The organism is Streptomyces melanogenes (assembly GCF_014649795.1).
GTDB classification, from domain to species: domain Bacteria; phylum Actinomycetota; class Actinomycetes; order Streptomycetales; family Streptomycetaceae; genus Streptomyces; species Streptomyces noboritoensis.
Map to the genome: position 1 here is coordinate 90937 of NZ_BMTS01000013.1, position 15049 is coordinate 105985.

Below are 15049 nucleotides of genomic sequence, written 5' to 3' on the forward strand. Positions count from 1 at the left end.
TGTATTCGTGCTCCCGGCGACCGGGCGCCCACCCGCAAGCCGCCCTTCACCCCCTCCGCAGTGGCACGATGACGCGGTGACCCAAGCACGGCAGCACGACAGTCATACGCCCCACCGGGCCTCCATCCAGGTGGTCGCCCACCGCGGCGCCTCCGAGGACGCGCCCGAGCACACCCTCGCCGCGTACGTGAAGGCCATCGAGGACGGCGCGGACGCCCTCGAATGCGACGTCCGGCTCACCGCCGACGGCCATCTCGTCTGCGTCCACGACCGCCGCGTCAACCGCACCTCCAACGGCCGCGGCGCCGTCTCCGCCCTGGAGCTCTCCGAGCTCTCTGCGCTCGACTTCGGCTCCTGGAAGGACAGCGAGGAGAGCCCGGACTGGGGCGACCCGTCCTTCACCTCCGTCCTCACCCTCGAACGGCTTCTGGAGCTCGTCGCGGACGCGGGCCGCCGCATCGAGCTGGCCATCGAGACCAAGCACCCCACCCGCTGGGCCGGGCAGGTAGAGGACCGGCTGCTGCACCTGCTCAAGCGGTTCGGCCTGACCGAGCCGCCGCCGGCCGGCGAGACCTCGCCCGTACGCATCATGAGCTTCTCCGCGCGCTCCCTGCACCGCGTCGCCGCGGCCGCGCCGGACATCCCGACCGTCTATCTGATGCAGTTCCTGTCGCCCCGGCTGCGCGACGGACGGCTGCCCGCGGGCGCCCGGATCGCGGGCCCCGGCATGCGGATCGTCCGCAATCACCCCGGCTACATCGACCGGTTGCACGCGGCGGGCCACCAGGTCCACGTCTGGACGGTGAACGAGCCGGAGGACGTCGAACTGTGCGTACGCCTAGGGGTCGAGGCCATCATCACCAACCGCCCGAAGCAGGTTCTGCACCAGTTGGGACGCCTGTAAGGACATCCTTGAGGCCTCTCGGAGTGCCGCTTGCGTAGTCGTCCTCCCCACTCGTGTCACCAGTAATACTGGTGACAGGGAGTGCACCGGCGCGTTCGGTCCGTATTCGATCGTTACGAGTGCGTCACCGGACGCCGGTTGGCCGGTTTCCGGTCCAGTCCATTGGGGCATCCACACCGTGGCGTGGGGTGAAGGAGGTCTCGGGGGTGGCGTTGGTGGTGGCACAGGAGGTGCCCACGTCGTCGAGCATGGCCGTGCCCCACGGCCCTGCGGGCGTGGGCAAGGCAAGACACCGGATGCGAGAGCAACTGCTCGGCAGCGGGGTGTCCGAGCCGGTCGTGGACGATGCCGTACTGGTCCTGTCCGAACTGCTCAGCAATGCCTGCCGGCACGGCAGACCGCTGGGGCGCGCGGACGTGGGCGACGGGGACGTGCGGGCCGCCTGGCGCATCGACAAGGCGGGCCGGCTGACGGTCGAGGTGACCGACGGCGGCGGCCCGACCCGTCCGATTCCGGCCACGCCCTCGGTCACCGCGCGCGGGGGGCGCGGTCTGAACATCATCAGCGCGCTCGCCCAGGACTGGGGCGTACGGGACAGCGCGTCCGGCGAGGTGACCGTCTGGGTGATCATCACCGCCGGGTACGACCGCGCCCAGGGCCGCGAGAACGGCCGCGGGCCCGCCCCGGACGACTTCGTCGCGCGCGTGGCGATGCCGGGCCTGGAGTTCGCGGACGTCTTCGACGACCTGGACTGAGCCCGGGACGCCGTCGGGGCCCCGGCAGCGCAGCCACCCGTAGGACCCGGCCCTCACCTCCGTACGCGGACCGCACCGTGCGACTTGTACCGAGCCGTACGCCGGTTGCCGACCCGTACGACTAGGCTCGCGCCCGACACAGCGACACCGCACCACCGCAGTCGGGAGAGAGCCACACCATGGCCAAGAAGCGCCCCCAGACGAAGGCCGCCGCGCCGCAGCTCAAGGACGGGGAGGTGCCGGTCGTCGGGGCCCGTGAGCCCTGCCCGTGCGGCTCCGGCCGCCGCTACAAGGCCTGCCACGGCCGGGCCGCCTCGCACGCCGTGACCGAGCTGGTCCAGCGCCCGTTCGAGGGCCTGGCGGGCGAGTGCGACTGGGTCGCGCTGCGCGAGCTGGTCCCCGCCGCGACCGTCGAACTCACCCTCAAGGACGGGCTGCCCGAGGGCGTGCCGTCGGTGACGCTCGCGACCGTCCTGCCAATGGCGTGGCCCGCGCTGCGCCGCGACGACGGCTCGGTGCTGCTCGGCCTGCAGAACGACACGCCGTCCGGCGACATCAGCCGCGACCTGGCGGACACGCTCACGCGCGCGTTGACGGCGGAGCCGGGCACGCCGGTCGCCGCCCAGCGCGTCGACCCGCAGGGCCCGCGCCTCCAGGACCTGCTGGACCCGGCCGCCGCGTTCGAGCCCGCCGTGCACAGCGGGTTCGAGTTCTGGGTGCCGGACTCGGAGAACGCCACCCCGGAGGTGTCCGCCTCCCTGGAGCGCGCCAACGCGGCCGCGATCCCGACCGTACGGCTCACGTCGGTCGACTCGTCCTACTGGTGCGAGACGCCCGACAAGAACCACCTCCGGTGGGTCATGCCGCACGAGGAGGAGCGCCTTCTGGACGCGCTCGCCCGGCTGCACGCGGCCGGCACCTCCTCGCTCGGCGAGGGCACCCGGCTCGTCGGCTCGTTCCGGGCGCACGGTCTGACCGTTCCGGTCTGGGACCTGCCGAGCGCGATGACGGCCGAGGAGTGCGAGAAGCCCGCCGCCGCGTTCGCGGAGCGGCTCGCGACGGCGCTGGCGGACGAGTCGCCGCTCACGCCGGAGGAGCGCAGGGCGCGCGGCGGTCTCACCAACCGCCAGGTGACCTTGAGCTGAGCGTGACCATTCCTGTCACGGGACAGGTGACCCGCGTCACAACTCCCGGTAGTCGCAGATAAATCGGTGTCCGAATAACCGAGATCGAATTTGCGAATGACAGATCTCTTGTTACCGTTCTAAGAGCCCGGTCGCTGGTGCATCCCCCGTCGCCAGCGATCGGGCCCTTCCATTTCCTCTTCCGGTTCGCCGCCCGCGCCCACGTGGCCGTTTGCCTCTCAACGAGCCGCGTCCGCCGCCGAGTTGAGCGCCGCACCGTCGGCCGCATTGGACCCGGAGCGCAGCAGCAGAGGCGCCTCATCGCCCGTTCCGGCGAACTCCGCGACCGCCGAGTACGCGCCAGGTTTTCCCCTCGCGGGCTCTCTCGGCGTCTCGCACACTCCCGGTTGATCTCCCGCACCGACAGCGCAGTTCGTCTGTACGGTGTGGCCGCCCGGACCCATCAGTGTGAGCACCGAGCGCAACCGTCCGCCAGTGGCATTGCGGTAGTAGGTGCGCGCCCAGGCGTCGTGCCCCTCGGTCAGCACACAGGTCTGCGCCTCGACGCCGTCGGGCGAGACGAGTTCGGGCCCGCAGTGGGCGGCCGGCTCGACGGGCACATCGCCCACGCGCGCGTGGGGGACGTGCTTCGCGTCATCCGGTACGGAGTCGCCCGGTACGGAATCGGCTCCGCCGGAACCAGGCCCACCGGATTCGGGCCGCACGGAATCCGCCCCCGCCGCATGCTCTCCCACGGAGTCCGCCGCCTCGGCAAGACCGGGATCCGTCCGGGCGGGATCGCCGCCCGCGGACTCGGCCCCCGTCGGCTCCGGCTCTTCGGCCGGTCCGGCCGAAGCCGCCAGCGGCAGCAGCACCGTGAACACCACCACGGCCCCGATACCGATCATGCGGAGGTTCACGGCGGCCCACCCATCCCATGGAATTCCTGCGGTGGGCCGAAGATAGCGACGGAAACCGGGCGCCCGGTGATCCGCGCGCCCGTTTCCCGTACAAGTGGGGCGCTCTCACACCCGAACGAGTGACACCGGGTTCCGGCGGGAACTCGGCGCCCGCCCCGTTCGCTGACCAAGTACGCGGCCGGGGCACCAGCCTCAGTACGCGAGCCGGGACCCGCCGTCCGGTGCGCTGGTCGACGCCGCGACCAGCGCGTCCACCACCGCCTCCACATCCGGCAGCCAGGGCCTGGCCGACCCCGGCAGCGGAGCCCGCTCCCAGCGCACCTGCCCCGTGCCCGTCTCGGACGGGGGCAGCACCAGATACCCACCCTCTCCGTGGAAGCGGAGCGAACTCGGCACCCAGTCCTTGGAGTAGAGGAGGTCACCCAGACGTTCCATCGAGTACGGAGCCACCAGCAGCGACCACCGGGTGGGCGTCGCCACCACGGGGCCGAGCCGGATGCCCATCTCGTCGAGCACCACGAGCGCCCGCGCCCCGGCGACCGCCGGGAGGCTCACCGCGCACGGCGCCGTGCCGCCCGTCGCGAGGAGCACGGGGGCGGCCGGGCGGTTGGTCCACCACCAGCGCACCAGGCGTTCGTCGGTCGAGGCCGCGAGGAGCCCCGGGTCGAAGGGGTGCGCCCCCGGGACGGCGCAATCGGGGTCGGGACAGGCACAGCCGCGGCCCCGGTCACCGCGGCCGCCGGCCGCCTTGAGTCCCACACCTGGGAGTACGGGCCATTTCCACTCGGTCGCGCAGGTCAGCGCGGCGCCAAGCTGAGCAGCCCTTTCACTGCGCCGGAACCGGAGCCTGCGTCGCCTTCCGAGGATCTCGCGCATGAGCGCTCGTTCCTTTCCGTTGAACGCCGAGGTCCACATCACACCATGTGTGCATCACTTCACTGCGCGTACATGCTCTGCGAGCCTGCGGTACGGGTAACCCGTCAGGACCGAGCGTGGGCTGTGACCATTAAACGCATGGCGAGGGGTGGCGTGCGCGTGGCGCTTGCCGTCCCTTGTGCAAAAAACCCCGCCACTCGGGGATGGGGCGCGGCTGTCGGCTGTTAAGACGCCCTGGCCCGCCGCCGGGTTCCGGGACACCGTCAACTGCCCCTGGCCATCACCGAGTACGTACCCAACCCGCTCGATATGACGCGCTCTTGAACGCCCTCAGTCGACCCCAGAGAGGGGCCATAGGGGGCATTTTTCCGCCAAGTTGAACACCCCCTGGACACCAACAATCCCGCTATGACAATGCTGGACATCCCCTTACTTGTGCGTGTACATCTGGATGCATTGATGGCGGCGCAGATTGACATGGGGGTTTGCGATGCTATTGAGCAGAATCGACCGGTCGGAAAGCCGACTGCCATGAGCGCCCCACACCTGCCGAAAGTGGCTGGAATCGATCCAGCCGTTCCGCCCCCCGCGCACACTTCTGCGCCTCTGTCCCCATCCGCCCCCGCCTCTCCCTCGGGCCCCGGAGCGGTGATCCAGGACCGGCTGGCCGGCTGGGTCTCCGACCTCACCACGCTGCACGAACTCACCGAGCGCCTCTCCCGCACCTGTGTGCTCGACGACGCCCTCAACGAGCTGCTGCGGGCCGGGGCCGCGCTGGTCGGCGCCCGCCGCGGCCTGGTCGTCCTGGAGCCCGCCGACGGTCTGGGCCCCGCGGTCACCACAGGCCTGGGCCTGGCCCACGCCGACCTCGGCCACATCGAGACGGTCCCGCGCAGCGCCACCCCGTACGGCAGGATCCTCGACGGCCTCCCCGACGCCGACGGCGGCTCCGACCTGGTCGGCGAGGCGGGCCCCGGCCCCGGCCCCGACCCGCGCCACCGCGAGGTCGCCGCCCGGCTCGGCTACGCCGCCAGCTACGCGCTGCCCCTCACCACCGACACCGGCGACCGCATGGGCGCGGTGGTCTGGCTCTACGACGAGCCCGCCGAGCCGCCCGAGCGCCGCCGCCACCTCGTCGGGCTCTATGTGCGGCAGGCCGCCGAGCACGTGGCCCGGCTCGTCGAGCTGGACCGCGCGCGCACCCGGCTCGCCACCGTCACCGAGGAGCTGCTGCCCAGCCGACTGCCCCGGGTGGCCCGGGTGCAGCTCGCCGCCCGCCACCGCACCGGGCCGCGCGGCGGCGGCGACTGGTACGACGCGCTGCCGCTGCCCGAGGGCGCGCTCGGTCTCGCGGTCGGGTCCGTCACCGGGTCCGGGCCGAGCGCCGTCGCCGCGATGGGCAGGCTGCGCGCCAGCCTGCGGGCGTACGCGGTGATGGAGGGCGAGGACCCGGTCGCCGTCCTCTCCGACCTCGAACTGCTGCTGCGGCTGACCGAGCCGGCCCGCTCGGCGACCGCGCTCTTCGCGTACTGCGAGCCCGCGCGCGGCAAGATCGTCCTCGCCGGGGCCGGGCACGCGCCGCCGCTGATCGTCGGCGAGCGCCGTACCGAGTACGTGGAGACCTCGCTCTCCGCGCCGCTGGGGATGCTGGCGTGCTGGGAGGCGCCCAGCGTGGAGATCCAGCCCGCGGCCGGAGAAACGGTGCTGCTGTACACCGACGGGCTGCTCCACCGCACCGGCGACCCGATGGACCGGGCCTTCGCGCGGCTCCACGCGGCGGCCGCGAGCGTGCCGAGGGCCGCCCGCGACGACCCGGGCGCGATCGCCGACCACGTGCTGCGGACCGTGCTGCCGGACGGGCTCGACGCGTCGGACGGCGGCGAGGACGTGGTGCTGCTCGCGGCCCGTTTCGAGTAGCGGCCCGGGCGGGTCGGCAGGCGGGGCAAGGGCCGCGGCCCCGGTAGCGGTCGCCTACGGGGTGTAACAGGTCCTACGGCCCTGGCTCGTTTTCCACCCGCCCGTACGATGGACGGAGGTCCAATGTCGTACTAAGTGGAGGCAGACCGTGGCCGAGCAGCTCACCCCGGAGACCCCGGAAGAGTCGGAAGAGCAGCCGATCAAGCAGCGCAAGAACGGCCTGTACCCGGGCGTGTCCGACGAGCTGGCCGAGAACATGAAGTCCGGCTGGGCCGACACCGAGCTGCACGGACTGGAGCCGATCGCCCAGGCCGCGCACACCGCCGACCGCCGCGCCGCGCTCTCCCGCCGCTTCCCCGGCGAGCGCCTGGTGGTCCCCGCGGGCAACCTGAAGACCCGCTCGAACGACACCGAGTACAGCTTCCGCGCCTCCACCGAGTACGCGTACCTCACCGGCGACCAGACCCAGGACGGCGTGCTCGTCCTGGAGCCCAAGGGCGACGGGCACGAGGCGACGCTCTACCTGCTGCCGCGCTCCGACCGGGAGAACGGCGAGTTCTGGCTGGACGGCCAGGGCGAGCTGTGGGTCGGCCGGCGCCACTCGCTGGGCGAGGCCGAGCAGCTCCTCGGGATCCCGGCCAAGGACGTCCGCGAGCTGGCCGCCGCGCTCAAGGAGGCCACCGGCCCGGTCCGCACCGTGCGCGGCCACGACGCCGGCATCGAGGCGGCACTCACCGACAAGGTCACCGCCGAGCGCGACGAGGAGCTGCGGGAGTTCCTGTCCGAGGCGCGCCTGGTCAAGGACGCCTTCGAGGTCTCCGAGCTGCGCAAGGCCTGCGACGCCACCGCGCGCGGCTTCGAGGACGTCGTCAAGGTGCTCGACAAGGCCGAGGCGACCAGCGAGCGCTACATCGAAGGAACGTTCTTCCTGCGCGCCCGCGTCGAGGGCAACGACATCGGCTACGGCTCGATCTGCGCGGCCGGCCCGCACGCCACCACTCTGCACTGGGTGCGCAACGACGGCGCCGTGCGCCCGGGCGAGCTCCTCCTGCTCGACGCCGGCGTCGAGACCAACGAGCTGTACACCGCCGACGTCACGCGCACGCTGCCGATCAACGGCACGTTCTCGCCGCTCCAGCGGAAGATCTACGACGCGGTGTACGAGGCCCAGGAGGCCGGTATCGCCGCGGTGAAGCCGGGCGCCCCCTACCGCGCCTTCCACGACGCCGCCCAGCGCGTCCTCGCCGAGAAGCTCGTCGAGTGGGGCCTGTTCGGCGACCTGGACGTGGAGAAGGTCCTGGAGCTCGGCCTCCAGCGCCGCTGGACCCTGCACGGCACCGGCCACATGCTCGGCATGGACGTCCACGACTGCGCCGCCGCGCGCACCGAGACGTACGTCGCGGGCGACCTGGAGCCGGGCATGTGCCTGACCGTCGAGCCCGGTCTGTACTTCCAGGCCGACGACCTGACCGTGCCCGAGGAGTACCGGGGCATCGGCGTCCGGATCGAGGACGACATCCTGGTGACCGAGGACGGCAACGAGAACCTGTCGGCCTCGCTGCCGCGCCGGGCCGACGAGGTCGAGGCGTGGATGGCGCGGGTCAAGCAGGGCTGACGCCGCCGCGAGTGCCGGAGCCCGGTCGCCCTTCGGGGTGGCCGGGCTCTTCCCGTACCACCGCTCACACCCGTGTCGTGTTCACGAGGTCGTGTTCACGAGACGTTGAGGAGGGCGCCTTCCCGCCACTTCAGGATCTTGTCGAAGCTCACCACGGCGCCTCTGCCCGGCCGGTTGCCGAAGTGGACGTGGTCGGCGAGCTGTTCGATCAGACAGAGTCCTCTGCCGTGCTCCGCCATGGCGGAGCCCAATGTGCTGTTCATCCGTGCTGCGGTGCGACGGCCTCGTCGTACGGGAAAGCCCGGCCCCGAGTCGGCGACCTCGATACGGCATTTCTCGCCATCCAGATACGCGGTCACCCGGTACGCCGCCGAGGTGCCGGATCCTTCGTCCCCTCCGTGCTCGACCGCGTTCGCACAGGCTTCGCCGAGTGCGACCGACAGGTCGTAGGAGATGTCCGGATCGACGCCAGCGGTCTCCATGGTGCCGAGCAGTAGACGACGTGCGAGCGGAACGCTCGCGGCCTCGCGCCGCAAATGGAGTGACCACCAGATGCTCATGCTCCGGCCTCCTGGCTGCGGCTCGACATACCCCTACGTATTGCCGCAACCCGTGGTTCGTAAGCACGGACTTGACGTGATAGCGCTCATTCGGCGGATGTGTGCGCTCCCCTTGCCGGTGTATGGACGCGGCGCCCGGCCACCCGTCGGGTTCCGGACAGGCGGGGAAGAATGTGATCATCACAGGAATACGGCACCTTGTGGACCTGCCGTATGGGACGGGTAAGGCTGGTGCGATGATGGCCCCGCCATGTCTGCCCGACACGCCCGACACACCGACGCAGGAGCCGGTCTCCGGCTGCTGAGGGCCGCGGTCTTCGCCGCGGTCTGCGTCGTGCTGTCCGCGCTCGGGCACGTCCTGGCGGCCTGCGCGACGGTCCCGTGGTGGACGCTGCTCGCCGGGTTCCTCGGGGTGTTCGCGGTCGCCGCGCCGCTCGCCGGACGGGAGCGCTCGCTGCCGTCCATCGCGGGCGCCCTGGCCGCCGGACAGCTCGGCCTGCACACCCTGTTCGGCATCGGCCAGCACACCGCCGCCGCCTCCGGCAACGGAGCCACCGGCGACACCTCGCTGCTGCGGCTCGCCGCCAAGCTGGTCTGCGGCCCGGCCGCGTCGGCCCAGCTGACGGCCTCGGACGCACGGCGGATCGTCACCGACGCGGGCCTGCGCCCGCCCTCCGGTGCCGCCTCCGCCGCACACGGCCCCATGGCCGGAATGCCCGGGATGGCCGATTCTGTCTCGGCGCACGGCGCCATGACCGGACTGCTCCCGTCCCTCCCCATGCTCCTCGGCCATCTGCTGGCCGCGCTGCTGACGGGCTGGCTGCTGCGGCGCGGCGAGGCCGCGCTCTTCCGTCTGGTGCGACTCTCCGCCCAGGCCGCCACCACCGCCGCCGAAGGGGCGTGCGCACGTTCGCTGCGCGCCGCCCTCGGGCTCGTACGGGCTCTGCTCGCCGGTCTGCCCGGGGCGCCCGGGCACGGCCCGCGCCTTGTGCTCGCGCGGCTCGCCACCCCCCTGCCGCCGGCCGGGGAAGCGCTCCAGCACTCGGTGATCAGGCGCGGGCCGCCCGCCGTGTTCACCCTCGCAGCCTGACGCGGCCCACTCACCCGACCAGACGACACCCGTCCCAGGAGTGGTCCGTGGAGTCCGCGCGCATCCGCGCCGCGGACCGTCACCCCTACCTTCCTGCTGACTGGAGTGTCTGAGCCATGAACGTTTCCCGCCGTGTCGCCGTCGTCGGTGCCGTCGCCGCCTCGTCCGTCGTGATGCTGGCCGGCCCCGCCCTCGCGCACGTCAGCGTGCAGCCCGAGGGATCGGCCGCGAAGGGCGGCTACGCCGTCGTCAACTTCAAGGTGCCCAACGAGCGCGACGACGCGCAGACCGTGAAGCTCGAAGTGAACTTCCCGGCCGACCACCCGCTGGCGTCCGTGCAGCCCCAGGCCCTGCCGGGCTGGACCGTCGAGGTCACCAAGTCCAAGCTCGACAAGCCGCTGACCGTGCACGGCAAGCAGATCAACGAGGCCGTCACCAAGGTGACCTGGAGCGGCGGCAAGATCGAGAGCGGCTACTTCCAGAAGTTCCCGCTCTCCATCGGCGCGCTGCCCACCGACACCGACAAGCTGGTCTTCAAGGCCGTCCAGACGTACAGCAACGGCGAGACCGTCCGCTGGATCGAGGAGCAGAAGCAGGGCGCCGAGGAGCCGGCGAACCCGGCGCCGGTGCTCGCGCTGTCCGCCGCCTCCGCCGACCACCACGGTGGTGCCGCGCCCGCGTCCGACGACAAGAAGGACGACGACATGGCCGGGCACGACGACAAGAAGACCGAGGCCGCCTCGGACTCCAAGGACACCGACAACACCGCGCGCGCTCTCGGTGTCGTGGGCATCGTCGTCGGCGTCGCCGGTGTGGCCTTCGGCGTGCTCGCCGGGCGCCGCCGGGCCGCGTGATCCCGCCAGGTCCCTCCCCTCGACCGGAAACTCTTCCCATGCGCACCAAGTACGTGCCCGCTGCCATCGCTTTCGCGGTGGCGGCGGCGCTCACCCTGACCGCGTGCGGTGGCAGCGACGACAAGGCCAAGAGCCCCGTCACCGATGTCTCCGCCGACACCAGCAACAAGGCCGCCACCGTCCTGGACCGGCCGTTCACCAAGCCGGACTTCGTCCTGACCGACACCCAGGGCAAGAAGTTCGACTTCCGTGAGCGGACCAAGGGCAGGCCGACCCTCATCTACTTCGGCTACACCCACTGCCCCGACGTGTGCCCGCTGACGATGAGCAACATCGCCCTCGCCAAGCGGAACCTGCCCAAGGCCGACCAGGACAAGCTCCAGGTCGTCTTCGTGACCACCGACCCCGACCGGGACACCCCCGAGTCGCTCGGCAAGTGGCTCAAGGCGCAGGACCCGTCGTTCATCGGTCTGACCGGTGACTTCCCGACCATCCAGGCCGGGGCCCGCTCGATCGGCATCGGTATCGACCCGGCGACGAAGGACGACAAGGGGAACGTCGTGTCGATGCACGGCGCCCAGGTCATCGCCTTCTCGCCGAAGACCGACCAGGGGTACGTCCTGTACGGCGACAGCACCACCGCCGAGGACTACACGAAGGACCTGCCGAAGATCATTCTTGGAGAAAACCCGTGAACCGCCGCACCACCCTCGCCTCCGCGATAGCCCTGACCGCCGGGCTGGCACTGGCGGGCTGCTCGTCCGACAGCTCCGACGGCAAGCCGGACCTGAAGGTCAGCCAGGCCTTCATGCCGCAGCCGGTCAGCGCCGACATGGCGGGCGGCTTCCTGGTCGTGAAGAACGACAGCAAGACCGCGGACAAGCTGACCAAGGTCACCAGTGACATCTCCGACGACGTCACGATCCACGAGACCAAGAGCCAGAAGATGCAGGAGGTGAAGTCCTTCGACATCCCGGCCAACGGCCGGCTCGACCTCGAACGGGGCGGCAGCCACATCATGTTCATGGGTCTGAAGAAGAAGCCGAAGCAGGGCGAGAAGGTCTCCATCGAGCTGCACTTCGAGAAGACCGGCACGGTCAAGGTCGAACTGCCGGTCAAGGAATCCACCTACAACCCGAAGCACCACTGAGGGATGAGGGACTGAACAGACGATGACGGCCACCGCCCCACGCTTCGGAACCGCCCTGACCCGGCTGCTGCTCGTCGCCGCGGCCCTGTTCGGCGCGGTGTTCGCGACCGCGTCCCCCGCCTCGGCGCACGCCGCGGTCACCGCGACCAACCCGAAGGACGGGGCGGTGGTCGCCTCCGCCCCCAAGGACGTCGACCTCACCTTCTCCGAGCAGGTCGCCATGGACAACAAGTCCATCCGGGTGCTCGACCCGAACGGCAAGCGCGCCGACACCGGCGAACTGCTCAACCTGTGCAGCGGCTCCATCGTGAAGTACGGAGTGAGCCTGCGCGACGGACTGCCCAAGGGCACCTACACCGTGGCCTGGCAGGCCGTCTCGGCGGACAGCCACCCGGTCGCGGGCGCCTTCACCTTCTCCATCGGCGCCCCCTCCAAGACCTCCGTCTCGCTGTCCGCCCCGGACGTCGGCGGCGGTCTGGTCGGCGCGCTCTACGACACCATGCGCTACGCCGCGTACGCCGGCTTCATCCTCTTCACCGGCGGCGGCGCCTTCGTCCTGGCCTGCTGGCAGCGGGGCGCCTCGGTGCGCCCGGTGCAGCGGCTCGTCGTCGGCGGCTGGCTGACGATGACCGCGGCCACCATCGCGCTGCTGCTCCTGCGCACCCCCTACACCGGCTCCGGGGAGCTCGCGGACGCCTTCGACCTCGACGGGCTCAAGGCGGTCCTGCAGACCAAGTCGGGTGCCGCGCTCAGCTCCCGGCTCCTGCTGCTCAGCGCGGCCGCGCTGTTCATCTCCGTACTGTTCGGCGCCTACGCCAAGCGCGAGAACGAGGAGAAGAAGGACCTCACCTACGGGCTCGCCATCGGCGGCTTCGTGGTGGCCGCCGGCATCGCCGCCACCTGGGCGCTGGCCGAGCACGCCTCGACCGGCATCCAGACGGCGCTCGCGATGCCCGTCGCGGTGGTGCACCTGCTGTCCGTGGCGACCTGGCTGGGCGGGCTCGCGACCCTGCTGGTGGCGCTGCACCTGACGCCCGCGGTGGAGCGGGCGGCGGTGCAGCGGTTCTCCCGGATCGCCTTCTGGAGCGTGGCCGTCCTGGCCGCGACCGGCGTCTACCAAGCCTGGCGCCAGGTCGGCTCCTGGTCCGCGCTCACCGGGACCGGTTACGGGCAGGTCCTGCTGGTGAAGGTCGGGCTGATCGCGGTGCTGCTCTCCGCCGCGTACATCTCCCGCCGCTGGACGGGGCAGCTCTCCGAGCACGCGGCTCCCGAGGCCGAGGCCGCCACCATCGTGGAACAGCGGGCGGCCGAGCCGGAGCTCACCGAGGAGCCGGAGCCGGTGACCGTGCCGGACGACGCCAAGGGCCCGGCCGACCGCAAGCGCGCCCAGCAGCTGGCCCGCCAGCAGGCCGCCATGACGGTCGCGCGCGAGAAGCGCATCCGCGACGCCGACCCGCAGCGGTCGGGGTTGCGGCGCTCGGTGCTCACCGAGGCCGGGGTCGCGGTGGCGGTGCTCGCCGCCGCCACGATCCTGTCGTCGACCGAGCCCGGGCGTACGCAGGAGGCCGCGGCCGCCGCCCAGTCGACCACCCAGGTGGCCGTGCCGGACCGGCCGATCAGCCTCCGCATCCCCTTCGACACCGGCGGCAAGAACGGCAAGGGCACGGTCCGCCTCACTCTGGACCCGGGCCGCACCGGCGCCAACGAGATGCACGTGTGGACGGACGACGCCGCCGCCAAGCCGCTGGACGCGCCGGAGGTGAAGGTCGCCTTCACGCTGACCGCCAAGGCGATCGGCCCGCTGCCCGTCGCGCCCGAGCGCATCACCCGGGGACACTGGAGCGCGACCGGCGTCCAGCTCCCGATGCCGGGCGACTGGCAGGTGTCCGTGACCGTGCGGACCTCCGACATCGACCAGGTCACCGTCGACAAGAACATCAAGATCGGCTGAGTACGGACCAGATGACCGACCAGATCAACGAGATCAACCAGAGCACCGACAGCACCGCCGCGCCCGTCGACATGACCCGTCGGCGCCTGCTCGGCACGGTGGGAGCGGCGGGCGCGGCCGGAGTCGCGCTGGGCGCGACGGGCGGCGCGCTCGTCCACGCCGCCGTCGAATCGGACGGTTCGGGGAGCCCCGAGCTGTCCTCGGTCGGCGCCACCGAGGTCCCGTTTCACGTGAAACACCAAGCGGGGATCTCCACTCCGCTTCAGGCCGTCGGCCATCTGGTCGCCTTCGACCTCGCGCCCGGCGCCGGTCGCAAGGAGGCGGCGGCGCTGCTGCGGCGCTGGTCGGCGACGGCGAAGGCGCTGATGGCGGGCGAGCCGACGGGCGCGGACACCGGGGTCGCGCTGGACGCGGGCCCGTCCTCGCTGACCGTCACGTTCGGCTTCGGCCGCACCTTCTTCGACCGTACGGGCCTGGTGGCGCAGCGCCCGGTCGAGCTGGACCCGCTGCCGGACTTCTCCTCGGACCGGCTGGACCCCAGGCGCTCCAACGGCGACCTGTGGGTGCAGATCGGCGCGGACGACGCCCTGGTGGCCTTCCACGCGCTGCGCGCGCTCCAGAAGGACGCGGGCGCGGCGGCCCGGGTGCGCTGGCAGATGAACGGCTTCAACCGGACGCCCGGCGCCACGAAGAAGCCGATGACGGCCCGCAATCTGATGGGCCAGATCGACGGCACCGGCAATCCGAAGCCCGCCGACCGCGACTTCGAGAAGCGGATCTTCGTCCCGGACAGCGGCAAGCCCGCGTGGATGGCGAACGGCTCGTACGCGGTGGTGCGCCGGATCAGGATGCTGCTCGACGACTGGGAGAAGGTGCCCGTCGCCCAGCAGGAGCAGGTGATCGGCCGCAAGAAGGCGAACGGCGCCCCTCTTTCGGGCGGTACCGAGACGACCGCGATGGAGCTCGACAAGTTCGGCCCGGACGGCAAGCTCGTCATCCCGGACAACGCGCACGCCCGGATCTCCGCGCCCGAGCAGAACGGCGGCGCCGCGATGCTGCGGCGCGCCTTCTCGTACCACGACGGGATCTCGGCGGACGGGGTGCCGGACGCGGGCCTGCTCTTCGTCGCCTGGCAGGCCGACCCGCTGCGGGGCTTCGTACCGGTGCAGCGCAAGCTCGACCGGGGCGACGCGCTGTCGGCGTTCATCCGGCACGAGTCGAGCGGTCTGTTCGCGGTGCCCGGCGGCCCGCGCGCGGGCGAGTACGTGGGTCAGCTGTTGCTGGAGTCATGAGCCGTGACCGGTGGGTCCCGACCGTTCGAGACGGCCCTCGC

General features: G+C 71.6%; 14 protein-coding genes. 11 read left to right on the top strand and 3 right to left on the bottom strand.

What is annotated here, in order from left to right:
• The first annotated feature begins 76 nt into the window (after positions 1-76).
• The 3 genes from IE252_RS26540 to IE252_RS26550 all read left to right on the top strand — a co-directional run bounded on the left by IE252_RS26540 (position 77) and on the right by IE252_RS26550 (position 2804).
• The gene (locus tag IE252_RS26540; protein ID WP_190091981.1) at positions 77-904 is read left to right on the top strand and encodes a glycerophosphodiester phosphodiesterase; all 828 of its coding nucleotides are present in this window, start codon (positions 77-79) and stop codon (positions 902-904) included.
• A gap of 119 nt (positions 905-1023) precedes the next feature.
• The gene (locus tag IE252_RS26545) at positions 1024-1659 is read left to right on the top strand and encodes an ATP-binding protein (RefSeq protein WP_190091982.1); all 636 of its coding nucleotides are present in this window, start codon (positions 1024-1026) and stop codon (positions 1657-1659) included.
• Positions 1660-1838: 179 nt separating this feature from the next.
• A complete protein-coding gene (locus tag IE252_RS26550) occupies positions 1839-2804 on the top strand; it encodes a DUF5926 family protein (protein ID WP_190091983.1) in 966 nt (321 codons plus the stop codon).
• Between the two features lie 218 nt (positions 2805-3022).
• On the opposite strand, the gene IE252_RS26555 is transcribed toward IE252_RS26550, so the two are convergent.
• The gene (locus IE252_RS26555) at positions 3023-3703 is read right to left on the bottom strand and encodes a hypothetical protein (protein ID WP_229848803.1); all 681 of its coding nucleotides are present in this window, start codon (positions 3701-3703) and stop codon (positions 3023-3025) included.
• 192 nt (positions 3704-3895) lie between these two features.
• Positions 3896-4579 (bottom strand): bifunctional DNA primase/polymerase, encoded by a 684-nt coding sequence (locus IE252_RS26560; RefSeq protein ID WP_190091984.1) that lies wholly within the window; start codon positions 4577-4579, stop codon positions 3896-3898.
• A gap of 414 nt (positions 4580-4993) precedes the next feature.
• Here IE252_RS26560 and IE252_RS26565 point away from each other — a divergent pair, with 414 nt between their 5' ends.
• Entirely contained in the window at positions 4994-6496 is a 1503-nt protein-coding gene (locus IE252_RS26565) for a PP2C family protein-serine/threonine phosphatase (protein ID WP_190092151.1), read from the top strand.
• A gap of 148 nt (positions 6497-6644) precedes the next feature.
• Complete coding sequence (locus IE252_RS26570) at positions 6645-8111, top strand: aminopeptidase P family protein (protein ID WP_190091985.1); 1467 nt, start codon at positions 6645-6647, stop codon at positions 8109-8111.
• 95 nt (positions 8112-8206) lie between these two features.
• On the opposite strand, the gene IE252_RS26575 is transcribed toward IE252_RS26570, so the two are convergent.
• The gene (locus IE252_RS26575; RefSeq protein ID WP_067162271.1) at positions 8207-8671 is read right to left on the bottom strand and encodes an ATP-binding protein; all 465 of its coding nucleotides are present in this window, start codon (positions 8669-8671) and stop codon (positions 8207-8209) included.
• A gap of 250 nt (positions 8672-8921) precedes the next feature.
• Here IE252_RS26575 and IE252_RS26580 point away from each other — a divergent pair, with 250 nt between their 5' ends.
• The 6 genes from IE252_RS26580 to efeB all read left to right on the top strand — a co-directional run bounded on the left by IE252_RS26580 (position 8922) and on the right by efeB (position 15008).
• A complete protein-coding gene (locus tag IE252_RS26580; RefSeq protein WP_190091986.1) occupies positions 8922-9761 on the top strand; it encodes a hypothetical protein in 840 nt (279 codons plus the stop codon).
• A gap of 116 nt (positions 9762-9877) precedes the next feature.
• Positions 9878-10615 carry a YcnI family copper-binding membrane protein gene (locus IE252_RS26585; RefSeq protein ID WP_190091987.1) on the top strand — a complete coding sequence of 246 codons (738 nt, stop codon included), beginning with the start codon at positions 9878-9880 and terminating at the stop codon, positions 10613-10615.
• A 38-nt stretch (positions 10616-10653) separates the two neighbouring features.
• A complete protein-coding gene (locus tag IE252_RS26590) occupies positions 10654-11310 on the top strand; it encodes an SCO family protein (RefSeq protein ID WP_190091988.1) in 657 nt (218 codons plus the stop codon).
• Positions 11307-11765, top strand: coding sequence for a copper chaperone PCu(A)C (locus IE252_RS26595; protein ID WP_190091989.1), 459 nt, complete (start codon positions 11307-11309; stop codon positions 11763-11765). Before IE252_RS26590 ends, IE252_RS26595 begins: the two co-directional genes overlap by 4 nt.
• 22 nt (positions 11766-11787) lie before the next feature.
• Positions 11788-13716 (top strand): copper resistance protein CopC, encoded by a 1929-nt coding sequence (locus tag IE252_RS26600; protein WP_190091990.1) that lies wholly within the window; start codon positions 11788-11790, stop codon positions 13714-13716.
• A gap of 11 nt (positions 13717-13727) precedes the next feature.
• Positions 13728-15008 carry an iron uptake transporter deferrochelatase/peroxidase subunit gene (gene efeB / locus IE252_RS26605; protein WP_190091991.1) on the top strand — a complete coding sequence of 427 codons (1281 nt, stop codon included), beginning with the start codon at positions 13728-13730 and terminating at the stop codon, positions 15006-15008.
• The last annotated feature ends 41 nt before the right edge of the window (positions 15009-15049 follow it).